Annotated in this window: 14 protein-coding genes; 1 reads left to right on the top strand and 13 read right to left on the bottom strand. The window is 69.2% G+C overall.

Annotated features, from left to right (window positions below; translation table 11 throughout):
* Positions 1 to 36 precede the first annotated feature (36 nt).
* On the bottom strand, positions 37 to 1,209 hold the full coding sequence (locus tag QQY66_RS12305; protein ID WP_301979216.1) for a TraR/DksA C4-type zinc finger protein: 1,173 nt from the start codon (positions 1,207 to 1,209) through the stop codon (positions 37 to 39).
* Between the two features lie 594 nt (positions 1,210 to 1,803).
* On the opposite strand from QQY66_RS12305, the gene ileS reads away from it, so the two are divergent.
* The gene (gene ileS, locus QQY66_RS12310; RefSeq protein WP_301979217.1) at positions 1,804 to 4,941 is read left to right on the top strand and encodes an isoleucine--tRNA ligase; all 3,138 of its coding nucleotides are present in this window, start codon (positions 1,804 to 1,806) and stop codon (positions 4,939 to 4,941) included.
* A 317-nt stretch (positions 4,942 to 5,258) separates the two neighbouring features.
* Here ileS and QQY66_RS12315 read toward each other — a convergent pair whose 3' ends face one another.
* The 12 genes from QQY66_RS12315 to murF all read right to left on the bottom strand — a co-directional run bounded on the left by QQY66_RS12315 (position 5,259) and on the right by murF (position 17,749).
* Positions 5,259 to 6,404 (bottom strand): DivIVA domain-containing protein, encoded by a 1,146-nt coding sequence (locus QQY66_RS12315; protein WP_301979218.1) that lies wholly within the window; start codon positions 6,402 to 6,404, stop codon positions 5,259 to 5,261.
* Between the two features lie 53 nt (positions 6,405 to 6,457).
* The gene (locus QQY66_RS12320; protein WP_058925847.1) at positions 6,458 to 6,742 is read right to left on the bottom strand and encodes a YggT family protein; all 285 of its coding nucleotides are present in this window, start codon (positions 6,740 to 6,742) and stop codon (positions 6,458 to 6,460) included.
* 61 nt (positions 6,743 to 6,803) lie between these two features.
* Positions 6,804 to 7,445: a cell division protein SepF gene (locus QQY66_RS12325; RefSeq protein WP_210576123.1), complete on the bottom strand. Its 642-nt coding sequence runs from the start codon at positions 7,443 to 7,445 to the stop codon at positions 6,804 to 6,806.
* Between the two features lie 128 nt (positions 7,446 to 7,573).
* Positions 7,574 to 8,293 carry a YggS family pyridoxal phosphate-dependent enzyme gene (locus tag QQY66_RS12330; RefSeq protein WP_301979219.1) on the bottom strand — a complete coding sequence of 240 codons (720 nt, stop codon included), beginning with the start codon at positions 8,291 to 8,293 and terminating at the stop codon, positions 7,574 to 7,576.
* A 6-nt stretch (positions 8,294 to 8,299) separates the two neighbouring features.
* Positions 8,300 to 9,028, bottom strand: a complete 729-nt coding sequence (pgeF, locus tag QQY66_RS12335; protein ID WP_301979220.1) for a peptidoglycan editing factor PgeF — start codon at positions 9,026 to 9,028, stop codon at positions 8,300 to 8,302.
* The gene (gene ftsZ / locus QQY66_RS12340; RefSeq protein WP_301979221.1) at positions 9,025 to 10,218 is read right to left on the bottom strand and encodes a cell division protein FtsZ; all 1,194 of its coding nucleotides are present in this window, start codon (positions 10,216 to 10,218) and stop codon (positions 9,025 to 9,027) included. Before ftsZ ends, pgeF begins: the two co-directional genes overlap by 4 nt.
* A 286-nt stretch (positions 10,219 to 10,504) precedes the next feature.
* On the bottom strand, positions 10,505 to 11,299 hold the full coding sequence (locus QQY66_RS12345; protein ID WP_301979222.1) for a cell division protein FtsQ/DivIB: 795 nt from the start codon (positions 11,297 to 11,299) through the stop codon (positions 10,505 to 10,507).
* Between the two features lie 25 nt (positions 11,300 to 11,324).
* Positions 11,325 to 12,422 carry an undecaprenyldiphospho-muramoylpentapeptide beta-N-acetylglucosaminyltransferase gene (gene murG / locus QQY66_RS12350; protein ID WP_301979223.1) on the bottom strand — a complete coding sequence of 366 codons (1,098 nt, stop codon included), beginning with the start codon at positions 12,420 to 12,422 and terminating at the stop codon, positions 11,325 to 11,327.
* 6 nt (positions 12,423 to 12,428) lie between these two features.
* The gene (gene ftsW / locus QQY66_RS12355; RefSeq protein WP_301979225.1) at positions 12,429 to 13,781 is read right to left on the bottom strand and encodes a putative lipid II flippase FtsW; all 1,353 of its coding nucleotides are present in this window, start codon (positions 13,779 to 13,781) and stop codon (positions 12,429 to 12,431) included.
* A 76-nt stretch (positions 13,782 to 13,857) separates the two neighbouring features.
* Positions 13,858 to 15,291: a UDP-N-acetylmuramoyl-L-alanine--D-glutamate ligase gene (gene murD, locus QQY66_RS12360; RefSeq protein WP_301979227.1), complete on the bottom strand. Its 1,434-nt coding sequence runs from the start codon at positions 15,289 to 15,291 to the stop codon at positions 13,858 to 13,860.
* Positions 15,273 to 16,343, bottom strand: coding sequence for a phospho-N-acetylmuramoyl-pentapeptide-transferase (gene mraY, locus QQY66_RS12365; RefSeq protein WP_301987282.1), 1,071 nt, complete (start codon positions 16,341 to 16,343; stop codon positions 15,273 to 15,275). The genes murD and mraY overlap by 19 nt, the downstream gene beginning before the upstream one ends.
* Positions 16,343 to 17,749 (bottom strand): UDP-N-acetylmuramoyl-tripeptide--D-alanyl-D-alanine ligase, encoded by a 1,407-nt coding sequence (murF, locus tag QQY66_RS12370; RefSeq protein WP_301979229.1) that lies wholly within the window; start codon positions 17,747 to 17,749, stop codon positions 16,343 to 16,345. The genes mraY and murF overlap by 1 nt, the downstream gene beginning before the upstream one ends.
* Between the last annotated feature and the right edge of the window lie 15 nt (positions 17,750 to 17,764).

A 17,764-nucleotide genomic window follows, 5' to 3' on the forward strand; every position in this document is an offset into this window, starting at 1 on the left:
GTGCTGAGGAGGCGTACGAGGAACCGGCCACCGCGATCAGTAGCGGCGCTCCTGCTTCTGCTTGCACTCGACGCACAGGGTGGCCCGTGGGAAGGCCTGCATACGGGCCTTGCCGATGGGGTTCCCGCAGTTCTCGCACAGGCCGTAGGTACCCGCGTCGAGCCGCACCAGGGCACGCTCCGTCTGGATCAGCATCTCGCGCGCGTTGGCGGCGAGGGCCAGTTCGTGCTCGCGCGTGATGTTCTTGGTGCCGGTGTCCGCCTGGTCGTCGCCCGCACCGTCCCCGGAGTCCCGCATCAGACCCGCGAGCGCCTCCTCGGACGACGTGATCTCGGTGCGCAGCCGCGTCCCCTCGGACAGCAGCTCGGCACGCGCCTCCTCGACCTCCTCCGGGGTCCAGGGGTCCTCACCGGGGCGCACCGCGAGCTCGCCCGGCTCCACCGCCGCGGCGACCCGTGCCTTGGGAACGGCGGTCTTCGCCGCCGTGGCCGTGCCAGGAGTCTTCTTCGCAACCACCGTCGTGGCTCCCGTCTGCTTCGCGGCCTCGGCCGCGCCCGCCTTCTTGGCCGTGCTCTTCTTCTTGGCCGCACTCTTCTTGGAGGTGCCCTTCGCAGGCGTGCCCTTCGGGGCGCCGCCCTGCTCACCGGCACTCTGCGGAGCGGCCGTCTTCTTAGCGGCCGCCTTCTTCGTACCGGCCGTCATGGCCTCCTCCTTCGCGGCCGCCTTCTTCGATACGGCCTTCTTGGCCCCCGCCTTCTTGGCAGTGGCCTGCTCTGCTGCTGCCTTCTTGGCTGTCGTCTTCTTGGCTGTCGTCTTCTTGGCTGTCGTCTTCTTGGCCGCCGCCTTCTTCGAAGGAACCGAGGGGGCCGCCTTCGATGTCGCCGTTGCATTCTTGGCCGGGGTCTTCTTGGCGGCCGTCTTCTTGGAGGCGGTTTCCGTCGCAACCCCCTTGGATGCCCCCGCCTTGGAAGCCGCCTTCTTGTCCGTCGCCCTCTTCTCGGCCGTCTTCTTGTCCGTGGCCGCCTTCCCCCGGGCGGCAGCCCCCCGCACCGTCTTCACCGGCTTGGCCGGCTCCGCCGCCTTCGCGGCTTTCCCCGCGGACCCCCCTTGCGCGCTCTTCTTGCCGCTCACGTCCTTGGCCGCGCCGCCGGAGCCACGTGTGGATCTGCCGGACGCCGACTGCTGTACGGCGGTCTTCTTCGCCACCATGGCCGCGGCCCCTTCACATATTGTGATCTTGCTCGCGAATCGTGCTGGGACGATAAATCGACTTGAGTCCCGCGGCAACGGGGCACGCCGCCCGATTCGCCCGCCCCGCAAGCGCCGGGCGGGAAGCATGCATCCGTTGTGCCCAGCTCTCCGCCCGGTAATCCGCCCAGCCCATCATCCCGGGATCCGAGCGCGCGCACCTGGCCAATCGGGTCATCCGGGAACCCGCCGCCGCTCCGCCCCCGGCCACCGGAAAACCGGTCGGCCGCTGTCCGTGCGGCGCCGTACACTGGGCGGAGCGAAAAGCGTGGATGGGGACGAGTAGCGGCGTACGCAGCCCAGAGCGACCCGGGGACGGTGGAAGCCCGGGGGCGAGCGCGACGTGAAGATCACCCCGGAGCCGCCGGAAGAAACCCCGCAAGGGGCGGTAGACCCGGCATCGCGACCCCAATGAGGGGGCTCACCGACGCACCGGGTGCGGCGGGGAGCCAAGGAGGGTGGTACCGCGGGAGCGCGCCGAAGGCGGCGCAAGGAAAGACGTAGCTCTCGTCCCTCCGGTCGGAAGGCAGAAAGTCCGCCGGAGGAAGCTCGCTGATGACAACGCCGACGTACCGCCAGGTGCCCGCCCAGGTCGACCTGCCCGCGCTGGAGCACGCCGTGCTCGACTTCTGGCGCGAGCAGAAGATCTTCGCCAAGACCCTGGAGCAGTCCGAGGGGCGCCCCGAGTGGGTGTTCTACGAGGGCCCGCCCACCGCGAACGGCATGCCGGGCGCCCACCACATCGAGGCGCGCGTCTTCAAGGACGTCTTCCCCCGCTTCCGCACCATGCGCGGCTACCACGTGGCCCGCAAGGCGGGCTGGGACTGCCACGGCCTGCCGGTGGAGCTGGCGGTCGAGAAGGAGCTCGGCTTCTCCGGCAAGCAGGACATCGAGGCGTACGGCATCGCCGAGTTCAACGCCAAGTGCCGCGAGTCGGTGACCCGCCACACGGACGCCTTCGAAGCGCTCACGACCCGCATGGGCTACTGGACCGACCTCAACGACCCCTACCGCACCATGGACCCCGAGTACATCGAGTCCGTCTGGTGGTCACTGAAGGAGATCTTCAACAAGGGCCTGCTGGTCCAGGACCACCGCGTCGCCCCCTGGTGCCCCCGCTGCGGCACCGGCCTGTCCGACCACGAGCTGGCGCAGGGCTACGAAACGGTCGTCGACCCGTCCGTGTACGTCCGTTTCCCCCTCACCTCCGGCCCGCTCGCCGGCCAGGCCGCGCTCCTCGTCTGGACGACGACCCCCTGGACCCTGGTCTCCAACACGGCCGTCGCCGCCCACCCCGAAGTCACCTACGTCGTCGCGACCGACGGCGACGAGAAGCTCGTCGTCGCCGAACCATTGCTCGCCAAGGCCCTCGGGGAGGGCTGGGAGACCACCGGCCAGACCTTCACCGGCGCCGAGATGGAACGCTGGACGTACCAGCGCCCGTTCGAACTGGTCGAGTTCCCCGAGCCCGCCCACTACGTGGTGAACGCCGATTACGTCACGACCGAGGACGGCACGGGTCTGGTCCACCAGTCCCCCGCCTTCGGTGAGGACGACCTCAAGGTCTGCCGCGCGTACGGCCTGCCCGTCGTGAACCCGGTCCGCCCCGACGGCACCTTCGAGGAGGACGTCCCCCTCGTCGGCGGCGTCTTCTTCAAGAAGGCGGACGAAAAGCTCACAGAAGACCTCCAGCAGCGCGGCCTGCTCTTCAAGCACATCCCGTACGAGCACAGCTACCCGCACTGCTGGCGCTGCCACACCGCGCTCCTCTACTACGCGCAGCCGTCCTGGTACATCCGCACCACGGCCATCAAGGACCGCCTCCTCCAGGAGAACGAGGACACCAACTGGTTCCCGGAGACGGTCAAGCACGGCCGGTACGGCGACTGGCTGAACAACAACATCGACTGGGCCCTGTCCCGCAACCGCTACTGGGGCACTCCGCTGCCGATCTGGCGCTGCGCGGACGACCACCTCACGGTCGTCGGCTCCCGCGCGGAACTGACCGAGCTGACCGGCACCGACCAGTCGGCCCTGGACCCGCACCGCCCGTTCATCGACGACGTCACCTTCGACTGCCCGCAGTGCGCCCAGACCGCCACGCGCGTACCGGAGGTCATCGACGCCTGGTACGACTCGGGTTCGATGCCGTTCGCGCAGTGGGGCTACCCGTACAAGAACAAGGACCTCTTCGAGGCCCGCTACCCGGCACAGTTCATCTGCGAGGCCATCGACCAGACCCGCGGCTGGTTCTACACGCTGATGGCCGTCGGCACGCTGGTCTTCGACAAGTCGTCGTACGAGAACGTCGTCTGCCTCGGCCACATCCTCGCCGAGGACGGCCGCAAGATGTCCAAGCACCTGGGCAACACCCTGGACCCGATCCCGCTGATGGACCGGCACGGCGCCGACGCGGTCCGCTGGTTCATGGCGGCCGGCGGCTCCCCGTGGGCGGCACGCCGCGTGGGCCACGGCACGATCCAGGAGGTCGTCCGCAAGACGCTCCTCACGTACTGGAACACGGTCGCCTTCCAGGCCCTGTACGCCCGCACGTCCAACTGGGCCCCGAGCGAGGCCGACCCGGCCCCCGCCGACCGCCCGCTCCTGGACCGCTGGCTGCTGTCCGAACTGCACGCGCTCACGGACCAGGTGACCCAGTCCCTGGAGGCCTACGACACCCAGCGCGCCGGCAAGCTCCTGTCGGCGTTCGTCGACGACCTGTCCAACTGGTACGTACGCCGCTCCCGGCGCCGCTTCTGGCAGGGCGACAAGGCCGCGCTGCGCACCCTGCACGAGGTCGTCGAGACCGTCACGAAGCTCGTGGCCCCGCTGACCCCGTTCATCGCCGAGCGGGTCTGGCAGGACCTGATCGTGCCGGTCACGCCCGGCGCCTCGGAGTCGGTGCACCTGGCGTCCTGGCCCGAGGCGGACCTCTCGGCGATCGACCCGGAGCTGTCGAAGCAGATGGTCCTGGTCCGCCGGCTGGTGGAGCTGGGCCGTGCCACGCGCGCGGAGTCGGGCGTCAAGACGCGCCAGCCACTCAGGCGCGCGCTGGTGGCAGCGACGGGCTTCGAGTCCCTCAACCCCGAGTTGCACACCCAGATCACGGAGGAGCTGAACGTCGAGTCGCTGGCGTCGCTGTCCGAGGTGGGCGGCTCGCTGGTCGACACGACCGCGAAGGCCAACTTCCGCGCCCTGGGCAAGCGGTTCGGCAAGCGCGTCCAGGACGTGGCCAAGGCCGTCGCCGACGCGGACGCGGCAGCGCTGTCGCTGGCCCTGCGTGAGGGCACGGCGTCGGTGGAGGTCGACGGCGAGACGATCACCCTCGCCCCCGACGAGGTGATCATCACGGAAACCCCGCGCGAGGGCTGGTCCGTGGCCTCCGACTCCGGCGCGACAGTCGCCCTCGACCTGGAGATCACGGAGGAGCTCCGCCAGGCGGGCCTCGCCCGTGACGCGATCCGCCTGATCCAGGAGGCCCGCAAGAACAGCGGCCTCGACGTGGCCGACCGCATTGCGCTCCGCTGGACGGCGACGGATCCCGCAGTGATCGCCGCTCTGTCGGAACACACGGAGTTGATCGCCGACGAGGTCCTGTCCACGGACTTCGCCCAGGGAGAGGCGGACGACACATACGGGTCTCCGTTCACGGACGAGGCCCTGACCCTGACGTTCCGCCTCCGCAAGGCGTAGATATCCGCCCGCCGCCTGCGGGCAGTCGTGCCGCCGGGGGCGGCACGGGTGGGCGCAGGCGGCACCGCGAAAGCGCCGGGCTGCGCGACCCACCCCCGCCCAGCCCCCACGTCGCGCACCTCAAAGACCCGGGCCACCGAAACTTCTTCGGCGCCCCGGGCCTTCGGCATTGCGTACGTCGGACACCCCACCCACACCCGAACAAACACCGCAGCCTCCCGCGAACGCGCACGCGCACAGCAAAGGGCGGGGCCCCGGATCAAAAACCCGGGGCCCCGCCCTGAACGCTGCCGACGCCTACGCCGTACTACGAACCGTCAGTTGTCGTCCTCGTCAATGAGGAACCCCCGCATCGGCGAGGGAGCCTGCCCCATCGGACCGGGACCCTGCGGCCGTACCGGCGCCATCGGCTGGGTCATCGCCGGCGACATCTGCTGCTGACCGCCGCCATAGGACGGACCGGCAGGAGACGGGGCGCCGCCCATCGTCTGGTTGCCGCCGTACGACGGCGCGCTCGCACCGGCCGGTGCCATGGAAGGCGCCGGGGACGGCGGGAGGGATGCCGTGGCCGGGGTGCGCGGCGGAGCCAGCGAGTCGTCGGACTGGGTCTCCAGCTGACGCAGCTGCGACTCCAGGTACGACTTCAGCCGCGTGCGGTACTCGCGCTCGAAGCCGCGCAGGTCCTCGACCTTGCGCTCCAGCGTGGCGCGCGCGGACTCCAGGGAGCCCATCGCGACACGGTGCTTCTCCTGCGCGTCCCGCTCCAGGGCGTCGGCCTTGGCACGGGCGTCACGCTCGAGACCCTCGGCACGCGAACGCGCCTCGCCGACGATCTTGTTGGCTTCGGAACGGGCCTCGGCGATCGCCTGGTCGGCGGTCTGCTGGGCCAGCGAGAGGACACGGGCAGCGCTGTCGCCACCGGGGCCCTGACCGGGGCCGCCCATCGGACCGCCCATGGGGCCGCCCATCGGGCCACCCATCTGCTGCTGCATGGGGGGCTGGCCACCCATGTGGCCCTGACCCATCGGACCCTGGCCCATCGGACCGGGACCCTGCGGGCCACCCTGACCCTGACCGCCGGGACCGGCGGGCAGCTGCGGTGCACCGCTCGGCAGCTGGGGCGGGCCACCCATGGGGCCACCCATCTGCTGCTGCGGCGGGCCCGATATGCCGGCGGGCACGGGGGCACCCGGCCCGCGCATGCCCTGCTGCGGCATGCCGCCCTGCTGCTGGTCCTGCGGACCGGGACCCTCCGGCGGCTTGCGCATGTTCTGCTGGTTCTGGGCAGCAGCGCGCGTGGCGGCAGCCAGCTTGGCGCGGAGGTCCTCGTTCTCGCGGAGCAGGCGGGTCAGTTCGGCTTCGACCTCGTCGAGGAAGGCATCGACCTCGTCCTCGTCATAGCCTTCTCGGAGGCGGACGGTCGTGAACTGCTTGTTCCGCACGTCCTCGGGGGTCAACGGCATCTCTTCACCTCAACGTAGTCGTCGGCATTCGGCAAGACGGTAGTTCACATCGCTCACAGCCGACTCACGATCGAAATCAGGATGTAGACGATGATCATCAGTACGAAGAAGGACAGGTCGAGCGCCACGCCCCCGAGACGCAGCGGCGGAATGAACCGCCGCAGAAGCTTGAGCGGTGGATCAGTGACAGTGTAGGTGGCCTCCAGAACGACCACCATCGCCTTGCCGGGTTGCCATGAGCGGGCGAACTGGAAGACATAATCCATGACCAACCGGAAGATCAGCACGATGAGGAAGCACATCAGCGCGATGTAAATGACTTGCAGGACCACGCTCATGACCCTTGCTTCCCTCTCCCCTGATCCATGCTGTTCGGTACTGCTGTTCCGGTGGTGCGTCTCAGCTCTGGTTGAAGAACCCGCCCTCTGCGATACGGGCCTTGTCCTCCGCCGTGACATCGACGTTAGCAGGCGACAACAGAAACACCTTCTGCGTCACCCGCTCGATGCTGCCGTGAAGACCAAACACCAAACCGGCCGCAAAGTCGACAAGTCGCTTGGCGTCTGTGTCATCCATCTCAGTCAGATTCATGATCACCGGGGTGCCCTCACGGAAGTGTTCCCCGATGGTACGGGCCTCGTTGTAGGTCCGCGGGTGAAGTGTGGTGATCCGGTAAGGCTCTCGTTCCGACACGACCTTGGGCATGATCACCGGTGCGTTCTTCTCCAGGTTTTGACGTTCTTGTGTGATGGATGCCACGGGCGCGATGCGCGCCGGACGCCCGGATTCCGCGGGCAGTGCGGCCGCGTGAGGCACCGGATCGCGCGGCGCCGGAGGCTGCACCACTCGTACCGATTCATCCCTTTGGGACTGATGTGAGCCGTGGGACTGGTGCGACGGTTCGTGTCGCCGGTGGTCCCGTTCGGGCTCCGGGTCGAGTTCGGGTTCGAAGTCGTCGTCGGGGTCGAAACCGCGGCCGTCGTACCCATCGTCCTCCACGAGGCCGAGGTAGACCGCCATCTTGCGCATCGCGCCGGCCATGCTCTGAGTCCTCCGCTCTGTGGTGGATCGACTGACGACTGCCAAGTGCCAGGGATCCACGAGGTCGCTACGCCCGCTGTACAGCGGTAATGACCATATTTTCTGCTGTGGTCCGACTCTTGGCGACGTTACCCGAGCCCGGGGCGGACTCCGAGTACCGCAGTGCCGACGCGCACATGTGTCGCTCCGGCCGCCACGGCTTGCTCGAGGTCCGCGCTCATTCCTGCCGAGACCATGTTCGCAGCCGGATGGGCCCTGCGTAGGTCAGTCGACAAATCCATCATGCTCTCGAACGCCGCCAGTTCGCGTCCCGCGTACTCCCCGGTGAGCGGCGCGACGGTCATCAGCCCGTCGAGCCGCAGCCCCGGAGACCGAGCCACCAGTTCGGCCAACTCGGCGATTCCGCCCGGTGCCACGCCTCCCCGCTCCCCTCTGCCGCTCGCGCCCGCGTCGAGCGCGACCTGGATCAGACAGCCCACCTCGCGCTCGGCCCGCACGGCCTCCTTCGAGAGGGCCGTCACCAGCCGGGAACGATCGACGGACTGCACATGATCCGCGTAACCGACCACGGATCGCACCTTGTTGGTCTGGAGCTGACCCACGAAGTGCCACGTAAGGGGCAGATCCGAGCACTCGGCGGCCTTGGGGGCCGCGTCCTGGTCGCGGTTCTCGGCGACATGGCGCACACCGAGTTCCGACAGGATTCGCACATCGCTCGCCGGGTACGTCTTGGTGACCACGATCAGGGTCACCTCCTCGCTCTTGCGCCCGGCGGCCACGCACGCGGCAGCGATGCGCTCCTCCACCTTCGCCAGGTTTACGGCGAGTTCGTCCTTACGGTCCGTCATGCCCCATCAGTCCAGCCAGACATAGCCCGCGAGCCGACCGGTGGTGCGGTCGCGGCGGTACGAGAAGTGGTCGCCCGACTCCAGCGTGCACACCGGCGACTGCTCCCGGTCACGCACCCCGAGCCGTTCGAGCTGCGCGTGCACGCCGGCGCTCACATCGACGGCGGGTGTACCCCAACTCGTCTCGGCGTACGCCGTCGGCTCCACGGCGGCCACCTCGGCTCGCATCGTCTCCGGCACCTCGTAGCACCGTCCGCAGACGGTGGGTCCGGTACGGGCGACGATCCGGGACGGGTCGGCGCCCAGGTCCGTCATCGCGCGTAGCGCCGCGGGCACCACCCCGGCGACCATGCCGGGCCGTCCCGCGTGAGCGGCGGCGACGACCCCGGCGACCGGGTCGGCGAGGAGCACGGGCGTGCAGTCGGCGGTGAGGACAGCGAGGGCGAGTCCGCGTCGCACGGTCACGATCGCATCGACCTGCGCGGCGGGCCGGTCCCCCCAGGGCCCGTCCACCACCGCGACGTCGTTGCCGTGCACCTGGTTCATCCAGACCACGTCGGCCGGGTCGATGCCCAGCGACTTGGCGGCCAGTTCGCGATTGGTCCGTACGGCGTCGGGGTCGTCGCCGACCGCGCCGCCGAGGTTGAGCTCCTCATACGGAGCGGCGCTCACCCCGCCCCACCGGTCGGTGAAGCCGAAGTGCGCGCCGCTCACGCTCTCGCGCTGTCCTATCACTTCAGGAAGTCCGGCACGTCCAGCTCCTCGGCCGCGCTGTCCGAGTAGGACCGGGACGGCGGGACCGGCGGGGCGACCGGGATGTCGTTGACCGGCTCGGGCGCGGGCGGCTCCGGCTCCTCCTTCGGCTTGACGCTGCCGAGCGAGCCGAAGGACGGACGGCTCTCGGTCTGCCGTACCGGAGTCGGCTCCTCGCGCTTGGCCCCGGACGAGCCGAGGATGTTGTCCCGCTTGGACGGCGGCTGGCCCCCGTCGAAGCCGGCCGCGATCACGGTGACCCGGACCTCGTCGCCGAGAGCGTCGTCGATCACCGCGCCGAAGATGATGTTGGCCTCGGGGTGAGCGGCCTCGCTGACCAGCTGGGCGGCCTCGTTGATCTCGAACAGGCCGAGGTCGGAGCCGCCGGAGATGGAGAGGAGGACGCCGCGCGCCCCATCAATGGATGCCTCCAGCAGCGGCGAGGAGATCGCCATCTCGGCGGCGGCCACCGCGCGGTCGTCGCCGCGGGCCGAGCCGATGCCCATCAGGGCCGAACCGGCCTCGGACATGACCGACTTGACGTCGGCGAAGTCGAGGTTGATCAGGCCGGGCGTGGTGATGAGGTCGGTGATGCCCTGGACACCGGAGAGCAGGACCTGGTCGGCCGACTTGAAGGCGTCGAGCACCGAGACCTGGCGGTCCGAGATGGACAGCAGCCGGTCGTTCGGGATGACGATGAGGGTGTCGACCTCTTCGCGGAGTTCGGCGATGCCGTCCTCGGCCTGGTTGGCGCGGCGCCGTCCCTCGAAGGTGAACGGGCGCGTGACCACGCCGATGGTGAGGGCGCCGAGCGTGCGGGCGATGTTGGCCACGACGGGCGCGCCGCCGGTGCCGGTGCCGCCGCCTTCACCGGCCGTCACGAAGACCATGTCGGCCCCCTTGAGGACCTCCTCGATCTCCTCGCGGTGATCCTCGGCCGCCTTGCGGCCCACGGCCGGGTTGGCTCCGGCCCCGAGTCCGCGGGTGAGTTCGCGGCCGACATCGAGCTTGACGTCGGCGTCGCTCATCAACAGCGCCTGCGCGTCGGTGTTGATGGCGATGAACTCGACGCCCTTGAGACCGACCTCGATCATCCGGTTGATGGCATTGACACCACCGCCGCCGACACCGATGACTTTGATGACTGCGAGGTAGTTCTGCGGTGCTGCCACGTCGAAGGCCTCTCGCCTCGAGTTACGTGCCGCCGGCCCGCCGAAGCACTGCTGCCTCGCGATCCGGCGACTGATGCCGAATGGGACGGTCCGAACGCCGACCCGAACCCTAACGTTGAAGTTTAGGGTTACCAGTGTGTCTGTTCGCTGGAATCTTCTGAACAGGACACTAAGTCGACAAGTGGCGCACGTTCAACGAACACGCCGAACCTCCCGTTTTTCTTTTCACCCTATGTGATCAGGCGTTGCACTGCCCAACCAGGGTGCTGGCCTGCGCGGATGTGCGTCAACTCCCCGATGACGCCGGGGCGGTGGGAACGCTGACATCGAAGTGCCGCGCATCCGGCGATGCTTTCATGAGAGCGGTGAGCGTACGCGCCTTCGCGGCGCCGTTCTCCGCACTCCCCCACGCGATGGTGCGGCCGTCGCCCAACTCCAGTGAGATGTCGTCGTACGAACTCACCTTGACGGTCCGGGTGTCACGGGCGACGGCGGCCGGAATGGCACCCGCGGCGCGTACGGCCTCGCGCACCAGTCGGTCCTCGCCGAAGCGGCGCAGGCTCGCGGCGCTCGAGCCGCTGCGGGGCAGCGTCAATTCGAGTGCGGGGATACCTTTCGGGGCGTCAGAAACCGTGGCGAATCGGACACCTTCATCGTCCACTTCGATGAACTTTCCGCCCTTTTCGACAATCAGAACCGGAACGCGCTCAATCACTTTCAGCCCGATTCCATGGGGCCACGAGCGGACCACGTCAACCGAGTCAATTCGGGGCAATTTTCGGCTCAGTCGTGCCTCAATCGCATCGGTGTCGACGGAAATCAGCGGCGCCCCGACCGGTACGTCGGCGGCCTCGCGCACCTGCTGCGGTGTCAGAACCCGTGTTCCCGCGACCGATACGCGCTCCACCCGCAGCCACTTCGAACCGTAGAGCACCCAGACCGAGCCGGCCCCGACGAGCACCAGCGCCACAGCCAGGATGACGATCGTACGAAGCCTCGGTCGCCGCAGACGACGAACGGGAGGCGGGCCGGCCGACTCCTGCTGGCTTTCACCGCGTTCGGCGGTCGTCGGTCCGGCCACGCTTCCTGCCCTCCGTCATCAGCTCCTAGTGGTGTGCACGACGCGCGGCGATCGCCTCGTACACCATGCCGACGAGCAGTTCGTCGGCGTCCCGGCGGCCGAACTCGCTGGCGGCGCGGGACATCTCGTACAGCCGGTGCGGGTCGGCGAGCACGGGCAGGACATTCTGCTGCACCCACTGGGGGGTGAGTTCCGCGTCGTCGACCAGCAGTCCACCGCCGGCCTTGACCACCGGCTGGGCGTTCAGCCGCTGTTCGCCGTTGCCGATGGGCAGCGGGACATAGGCGGCCGGGAGTCCGACGGCGGAGAGTTCGGCGACGGTCATCGCGCCCGCGCGGCACAGCATCATGTCGGCCGCGGCGTACGCGAGGTCCATCCGGTCCACGTACGGTACCGGGATGTACGGGGGCATCCCCGGCATCTGCTGCACCTGCGGCAGTTCGTTCTTCGGACCGACCGCGTGCAGGATCTGGATCCCGGCCTGCTGGAGGTAGGGAGCGACCTGCTGGACCACCTCGTTGAGGCGACGGGCGCCCTGGGAGCCGCCGGAGACCAGCAGCGTGGGCAGGTTGGGGTCGAGGCCGAACACGTGCCGGGCCTCGGGGCGGGCGGCGGCCCGGTCGAGGGTGGCGATGGAGCGGCGCAGCGGGATGCCGATGTAGCGGGCGTCACGCAGCTTGCTGTCCGGGGTGGAGACGGCGACCTTGGCGGCGTACCGCGAGCCGATCTTGTTGGCGAGGCCGGGGCGGGCGTTGGCCTCGTGGATGATGATCGGCACGCCGAGGCGCTTGGCCGCGAGATAGCCGGGCAGGGCGACATAGCCGCCGAAACCGACCACCGCGTCCGCCTTGGTGCGCTCCAGGATCTGCTCGGCCGCCTTGATCGTGCCGCGCAGCCGGCCCGGGACGGTGATCAGCTCGGGGGTGGGCTTGCGTGGCAGCGGTACGGCGGGGATCAGCGCGAGTTCGTACCCGCGCTCGGGTACGAGTCGGGTCTCCAGGCCGCGCTCCGTGCCCAGGGCCGTGATTCCCACGGTCGGGTCCTGCCTGCGCAGGGCGTCCGCGAGGGCGAGCGCGGGCTCGATGTGGCCGGCGGTCCCCCCACCGGCGAGTACGACATGCACCGAAATTCACCGCTCTCCGGACGAACGCGCCGCTGAGGCACGCCGTCGCATCGTGTTCCATCTGCCCGGCCCCGAAGGGCGTCCCGCGCGCTTTCTACCAAAGCGAGGTTGCCGCATGGAAAGCGCCGCCCGCGCAGCGGGCTCGTCACGCGCGAAGGCGATCAGCAGCCCGATGGCGAACATGGTCGGCAGCAGGGCGGATCCTCCGTAGGAGAACAGCGGGAGGGGGACGCCGGCGATCGGCAGCAGACCGAGCACCGCACCGATGTTGATCACTGCCTGAGCGGTGATCCAGGTGGTCACGCCTCCCGCGGCATACCTCACGAACGGGTCCTCCGTGCGTCCGGCCACGCGGATACCCGCATAGCCTAGAGCCGCGAAGAGGGCGAGTACCGACAGCGTCCCCGCCAGGCCCAGTTCCTCACCGGTGACGGCGAAGATGAAGTCCGTGTGCGCTTCGGGCAGTTGACCCCATTTTTCCACGCTCGCACCGAGTCCGGAACCGAAGAGTCCGCCGGAGGCGAGCGCGTAGATGCCGTGCACGGCCTGCCAGCAGTCGGCGGTGCCGCTGCCTGGCTCGGTGGCGCCGATGCAGGCGAAGCGGGCCATACGGTTCGGGCTGGTCTTGATCAGGATCGCGCCGACGAAGGCCGCCCCCGTCAGCACGCCCACGAACAGCCTGGTGGGCGCCCCCGCCAGCCACAGCAGGCCGAACAGGATCGCCGTCAGGATGATCGCCGTACCCATGTCGCCGCCGAGCATGATCAACCCGAGCAGCATGAACGCCACCGGAACGAGCGGCACCAGCATGTGCTTCCACTGGCTGAGCAGGTTCTTGTCCTGCTTGCGGGCGAGCAGGTCGGCGCCCCACAGCACCAGCGCGAGCTTGCCGAACTCGCTGGGCTGCAGCTGGAAAGGACCGGCGATGGAGATCCAGTTCTGGTTGCCGTTGACCGCCACCCCTATCCCCGGCACCTGCACCAGGGCCATCAGGAACACGGCGCCCGCCAGTATCGGGTAGGCCAGCGCCCGGTGCAGCTTGACCGGCATCCGCGAGGCGGCGAACAGCAGTCCGGCGCCGAGCAGCGCGGCCAGGGCCTGCTTGCGGAAGAAGTACGACCCCGGCAACGACAGCTGCAGCGCGGTGATCTGGGACGCCGAGTAGACCATCACCAGTCCGAGCACGGTGATCAGCAGGCTGCCGCCGAGGATCAGGTAGTACGCGGTCAACGGGCGGTCCCAGGCCTTCTGGGTGCGCGTGACCAGCCGGGCGACGGGATTCTCGCCCGGGGTCCGCGCATCGGCGGGCCGGCGGACGTCCCGCTGCACGGGCGGCCGCCCGGTACGGCTACCGGGCATCGCTGCCTCCGCTGTACGTCGGCCTCGACGGCTCCACGCGTCCCTCCCAAGGTCGCCCGGCAGCCGGCGGCCGGGGTCAGGCGCCGAGTTCGCGAACAGCGTCCGCGAACGCGTCTCCACGCTTGTTGTAGTTGGCGAACATGTCCATGGAGGCACAGGCAGGTGCCAACAGCACCGTGTCTCCGGCAACGGCGAGTCGCCGCGCCTCCTGGACCGCCGCGAGCATCGCCCCAGTGTCGGTCCGGTCGAGGTCGACGACGGGTACCTCGGGCGCGTGTCGCACCAGGGCTTCACGGATCAGCGCACGGTCGGCGCCGATCAGGACCACTGCGCGCAGCCGCTTCGCCGACTTGGCGACCAGTTCGTCGAAGGTCGCGCCCTTCGCCAGACCGCCCGCGATCCAGACGATCGAGTCGTACGCCGCCAACGAGGCCTGGGCCGCGTGCGTGTTGGTCGCCTTGGAGTCGTCGACGTAGGCGACCCCGTCCACGTCGGCGACGTGCGCGATGCGGTGGGCGTCCGGGGTGAACGCCCGCAGCCCGTCCCGTACGGCCGCCGCGGGTACCCCGAAGGCGCGCGCGAGGGCGGCGGCCGCAAGGGCGTTGGCGATGTTGTGCGGGGCCGGCGGGTTGACGTCGGAGACCTCGGCGAGCTCCTGGGCGTTCTTCTGCCGGTTCTCGACGAAGGCACGGTCGACCAGGATGCCGTCCACGACGCCGAGTTGGGAGGGGCCGGGGGTGCCGAGGGTGAAGCCGACGGCCCGGCAGCCCTCCTCGACGTCGGCCTCGCGGACCAGGTCCTCGGTGGCCTTGTCGGCGACGTTGTAGACGCAGGCGACGCGATTGCCCTCGTAGATACGGCCCTTGTCGGCGATGTACGCCTCCATGGAGCCGTGCCAGTCGAGGTGGTCGGGGGCGAGGTTGAGGACGGCGGCGGAGTGGGCGCGCAGGGAGGGCGCCCAGTGGAGCTGGTAGCTGGAGAGCTCGACGGCCAGGACGTCGTACTGCTCCTCGCCGAGCACCGCGTCCAGCAGGGAGACGCCGATGTTGCCGACGGCGGCCGTGCGCAGGCCCGCCGCCTTCAGGATCGAGGCGAGCATCTGGACGGTGGTGGTCTTGCCGTTGGTGCCGGTGACGGCGAGCCAGGGGGCCGCGTCGGGGCCGCGCAGGCGCCAGGCCAGTTCGACGTCGCCCCAGATGTCGATGCCGGCTTCATGTGCCGCCGCGAACAGCGGCTTGTCCGGCTTCCAGCCGGGTGCGGTGACGATCAGGTCGGTGCCCTCGGGCAAGGTCGCGCCGTCGCCGAGACGGACGGTGATGCCGAGCGCCTCCAGTTCCGCGGCCTGTGCACGCGCGCGTGCGTCGTCGCCGTCGTTGACGACGGTGACGTGCGCGCCGAGGCCGTGCAGGACCTTGGCCGCCGGGACGCCGGAGACGCCCAGCCCGGCGACGGTGACGTGCTGGCCCTGAAACTCGAAGGGCTCCGAGGAGGTCACTTGTCCGCTGCCCATCCCGCGTAGAAGAGGCCCAGTCCGACGATCACACAGATGCCCTGAATGATCCAGAAGCGGACCACGACGAGCACTTCTGACCAGCCCTTGAGTTCGAAGTGGTGCTGGAGTGGCGCCATCCGGAACACGCGCTTTCCGGTCATACGGAAGGAGCCGACCTGGATGACCACGGACATCGTGATCAGGACGAACAGACCGCCGAGGATGGCGATCAGCAGCTCGGTGCGGGAGCAGATCGCCAGGCCCGCGAGGACGCCGCCGAGCGCGAGCGAACCGGTGTCGCCCATGAAGATCTTGGCGGGCGAGGTGTTCCACCACAGGAAGCCGAGGCAGGCGCCCATCAGCGCGGCGGAGATGACCGCGAGGTCGAGCGGATCGCGTACCTCGTAACAGGCGCCCGGGTTGGTCAGGTCCTGCGCGTTGGCGCACGACTCCTGGAACTGCCACACGCCGATGAATGTGTAGGCGCCGAAGACGAGCACGGAGGCGCCGGTGGCCAGACCGTCCAGACCGTCGGTGAGGTTCACGCCGTTCGACATCGCGAGGATCATGAACAGCGCCCAGACGACGAACAGCACCGGGCCGATCGTCCAGCCGAAGTCGGTGATGAACGACAGCTTCGTGGACGCCGGGGCGTTGCCGCGGGCATCCTCGAACTGCAGCGCAAGCACCGCGAAGGAGATGCCGCCGAGCAACTGGCCGGCCATCTTCGCCTTGGCCCGCAGACCCAGCGAGCGCCGCTTGACGATCTTGATGTAGTCGTCGAGGAAGCCGACCAGACCCATGCCGACCATCAGGCCGAGGACGAGCACGCCCGAGTAGGTCACCGAGTAGCCGGTGATCAGCTTGGACAGGAAGTAGGCGGCCACCGTCGCGAAGATGAAGGCGATACCGCCCATCGTCGGCGTACCGCGCTTGCTGGCGTGCTCACGCGGGCCGTCGTCCCGGATGTACTGGCCGTAACCCTTGCGAGCGAGCAGCTTGATCAGCAACGGGGTGCCGACCAGGGTCAGAAAGAGGCCAATGACTCCTGAGAACAGGATCTGCTTCATCATCGGGCGGCAACCTCACCCTCGGCACCGGTCCCGACGAGCGCCTGCGCCACGCTCTCGAGCCCGACCGACCGGGACGCCTTCACGAGTACGACGTCTCCCGGGCGCAATTCGCTGCGCAACAGGTCGACCGCCGCCTGTGCGTCGGACACGTGCACCGACTCCTCACCCCACGAACCCTCGTTATATGCGCCCAGTTGCAGCCAGGACGCTTCCCTGCCCCCGACCGCGACGAGCTTGCTGACGTTGAGCCGGACGGCGAGCCGTCCGACCGCGTCGTGCTCGGCGAGAGCCTCGTCCCCGAGCTCGGCCATCTTGCCGAGCACCGCCCAGGTCCGCCGCCCCTTGCCCATGGCCGCGAGCGCGCGCAGGGCGGCTCGCATGGACTCGGGGTTCGCGTTGTAGGCGTCGTTGACGACCGTCACGCCGTCCGGGCGCTCGGTGACCTCCATCCGCCAGCGGGAGAGGGAGCCCGCCTCGGAGAGCGCGGTGGCGATCTCTTCCGCGGACATGCCCAGCTCATGGGCGACGGCGGCCGCGGCGAGCGCGTTCGACACGTGGTGCTCACCGTACAGGCGCATGGTCACGTCGCTTGCACCGGAGGGTGTGTGAAGGGTGAAAGCAGGCTGTCCACTGTCCGTGAGCCGCACGTTCTCGGCGCGTACGTCCGCTTCGCCGGACTCTCCGAAAAGGATCACCTTCGCCTTCGTACGGGATGCCATGGCCCGTACGAGGGGATCGTCGGCGTTGAGGATCGCCGCGCCGTCTTCCGGAAGGGCCTCTACGAGTTCGCCCTTGGCCTGCGCGATCTGCTCCCGGCCGCCGAACTCGCCGATGTGGGCGGTGCCGACGTTCAGGACGAGGCCGACCTTCGGGGGCGTCAGATCCGTGAGGTAGCGGATGTGGCCGAGGCCGCGGGCGCCCATCTCCAGGACGAGGAACTTCGTCTCCTCGGTGGCGCTCAGCGCGGTCAGCGGCAGTCCGATCTCGTTGTTGAACGAGCCGGGTGTCCACACGGTCGGCGCCTTGCGCTGCAGCACCTGGGCGATGAGGTCCTTGGTGCTGGTCTTGCCGGCCGAGCCGGTGAGCGCCACGAGGGTCGTGCCGAGCCGTCGTACGACATGACGCGCGAGCGCGCCGAGGGCCGTCTGGACGTCCTCGACCACGATGGTGGGGGCACCCACGGGGCGGGACGCCAGGACGGCGGCCGCTCCCGCTGCGACGACCTGGGCCGCGAAGTCGTGGCCGTCCACGCGCTCGCCGACGAAGGCGACGAAGAGGCTGCCGGGGCCCGCCTCACGGGAGTCCCGGACGACCGGTCCCGTGACCTGGACGGACGGATCCGGTATGTCGTGCGTCTGCCCGCCGACGACTGCTGCGATCTCGGCGAGAGAGAGGGCGATCACAAGTTCATCCCCTGG

The organism is Streptomyces sp. DG2A-72 (genome assembly GCF_030499575.1).
GTDB lineage: Bacteria > Actinomycetota > Actinomycetes > Streptomycetales > Streptomycetaceae > Streptomyces.